This is a genomic window from Hansschlegelia beijingensis, from assembly GCF_045505405.1.
GTDB lineage: Bacteria > Pseudomonadota > Alphaproteobacteria > Rhizobiales > Methylopilaceae > Methylopila > Methylopila beijingensis_A.
In genome coordinates this window covers 1-2,274 of record NZ_JBJKEX010000439.1, presented here as the reverse complement: position 1 = coordinate 2,274, position 2,274 = coordinate 1, and the positions used below count along the sequence as shown (strand labels likewise).

4 protein-coding genes are annotated in these 2,274 nt (G+C 70.1%); 2 read left to right on the top strand and 2 right to left on the bottom strand.

The features are described 5' to 3' along the window. The coding region (locus ACIKT0_RS17270; protein ID WP_407106594.1) for a DUF2390 domain-containing protein at positions 1-344 on the top strand (344 nt) is incomplete at its 5' end. Then, entirely contained in the window at positions 341-922 is a 582-nt protein-coding gene (locus ACIKT0_RS17265) for a UbiX family flavin prenyltransferase (RefSeq protein ID WP_407106593.1), read from the top strand. The genes ACIKT0_RS17270 and ACIKT0_RS17265, both read left to right, overlap by 4 nt. Positions 923-1,000: 78 nt before the next feature. Here the strand turns inward: ACIKT0_RS17265 and ACIKT0_RS17260 are convergent, their stop codons facing one another. Then, positions 1,001-1,417 carry a DUF2147 domain-containing protein gene (locus tag ACIKT0_RS17260; RefSeq protein ID WP_407106592.1) on the bottom strand — a complete coding sequence of 139 codons (417 nt, stop codon included), beginning with the start codon at positions 1,415-1,417 and terminating at the stop codon, positions 1,001-1,003. Between the two features lie 53 nt (positions 1,418-1,470). Continuing rightward, positions 1,471-2,274: NAD(P)/FAD-dependent oxidoreductase (locus ACIKT0_RS17255; RefSeq protein WP_407106591.1), on the bottom strand; the 804-nt coding region annotated here is incomplete at its 5' end.

Here is a 2,274-nt window from a genome sequence, read left to right as displayed (position 1 = left end):
GTGCGCTCGGCGCGCAGGACGTCGATGCGGCGTCCGAGGCGGCGCGCCGCTGGCGCGAGGAGGTCGTGCGGCCGCTCCGGTCCGTTCGGCGCGCCCTCAAGGCCATGGAGCGGACCAATGAGCGCGCGGCGCTGAGGGCCCGGGTCAAGGCCGCGGAGCTCGAAGCCGAGCTGCTGCAGCTCGACGCGCTCGAGGCTCTGGCGGCTGAGCTCGGTCGCCCATCTCCACCATGCGTCGCGCTTGTCAGCTCGAACCTCTCGGCCGTCGTCGACGGCCTTCCTGCAGACGCCCAAGAGGCGGCCGCCACGATCGCCGCCGCCGCCCATTCCGGATCAACCGCATGAAACGCCTCATCGTCGCGATCACCGGCGCCTCAGGGGCGATCTATGGCGTGCGCGCGCTGGAGATGCTGCGGGACGTCGGGGGCGTCGAGACGCACCTGATCCTCACGGCGGCCGGCATCCGGACCATCAACGCGGAGCTCGACCTCAGCGTCGAGGCCGTGCGGGCGCTCGCGGACCATACCCACAACCCCAAGGACATCGGCGCGTCGATCTCGTCGGGCTCCTACGTGACCGACGGCATGCTGGTCGCCCCCTGCTCGATCAAGAGCCTGAGCGGCATAGCAAATTGCTACAATGACGAGCTGGTGGTCCGCGCCGCGGATGTGTGCCTCAAGGAGCGCCGCCGCGTCGTGCTGCTGCTGCGCGAGACGCCGTTCCATCTCGGCCATATCGAGCTGATGGCGCAGGCGACCCGCAACGGCGCGATCGTGATGCCGCCGGCGCCGGCCTTCTACCACCGTCCGGAAACGATCGACGACATCGTCAACCAGACGGTCGCCCGGGCGCTCGACCTGTTCGGCGTCTCCGTGCGGGCTATCCGGCGCTGGAACGGCCGAGCCTCTATAGGGACGGCTTAGGCGACCCGCCACAGCGCCGACCGCTCGGGCGCTCTTCAAGGCGCGCCCGCGAACTGCGACTGCGGAAATCACGAAGGCTTACTTGGCGCGCGTCCAGACTTGCGTCTTGCAGAAAACGCCGAGGGCGCAGCCTTGCACCTTCAGCTTCTGATCGCTCGGCTGAGACATGTACGCCTTGTACGTCCGGCCATCCTCAGGATTGTAGATCTGCCCCAGCCACTGATCGCCCGAGGGCTTCATGCCGCTCAGCAGCGACAGGCCGACGATCGGCCGATCCCGCTTCGAGGCGTCGGGATTGTAGATGTCGAGTTTCGGCTTGCCTTCCGCAGTGTTCGGCTCCTGAAGCGACAGGATCGTGGCGCAAAGCGCCTGACCGCAGTCGGCGACGCGGACGCGCGCCTGGTTCTTTGGCGTGTTCCACACGCCGACGGGATCAGCCATCGCGGCGCCGGCCGAGATGATGACAAGCGCGGATGCGAGCGCCTCACGGATCATGATGGGTCTCCTTGGAAGATGTGAGGGAAAGCGGGATGAGCGCCGGCGTGGCGCTAGTCCGCCGGAAGCAGGATGGCCGAGGGCCGGATGCGGGTCGCAGCGGCGACCGCCGAGAGCGTCGCGGGAAGCAGGTGGGCGACCGCCGCGCCCGCGGTCTGCGCGACGCGAAGCACCAGCGCCTGCGACAGGAGCGTGGCGAGACCCACCTGCCTCGTGACGTCCGCCGCCAGCCGGCGTTGGAACGCGCCGCTGTCCGCCCCGCTCAGCATCGTCAGCGCGGCGAGACGCGCGCTGTGCAGGGCGATCGACATGCCCTCCCCGGCGAAGGACGGGATCACCGCCGCCTGATCGCCGAGCCGCCAGAGGCCGTCCTCCGCGTCCGGACGCACGAGGCCGTAGGGGATGCGGGCGACGGCGAGCGGGCGCCCATGTTGGGGCGAAGCGCCCTTCAGGAGTTCGCCGAGCCGGGGCGCCGCGGCCATGACGGCGGCAAGCAGGGACGCCCAATCGCGGCCGTGCCGGGCGAATGTGTTAGCCCGCACCACGAGACACAGGTTGGCCATCCCGTCCTCGACAAGCTCAAGCCCGGCGTACCCGCCCTGGAACAGGCCGATCTCGACGGCGCGGTCGAGCTCGGCCGTCGCCGACGGCGCAAGGCGGAAATGCGCCTTCAGGCCGATCAGGTCGTTCTGCCTGCCCGGCGGGCGACGGCGACCCCGAAGGTCGTGCTTGCCGGTCGCGAGCACCGCCTCATTGGCGGTGACCTCCGTCCCGTTCTCAAGCCGCACGGACCAGCCGCCAGGGACCTGCCGGAGGTCTCGAACCGCCGACCCGCGCAGGACCGCGCCGCCGGCGCC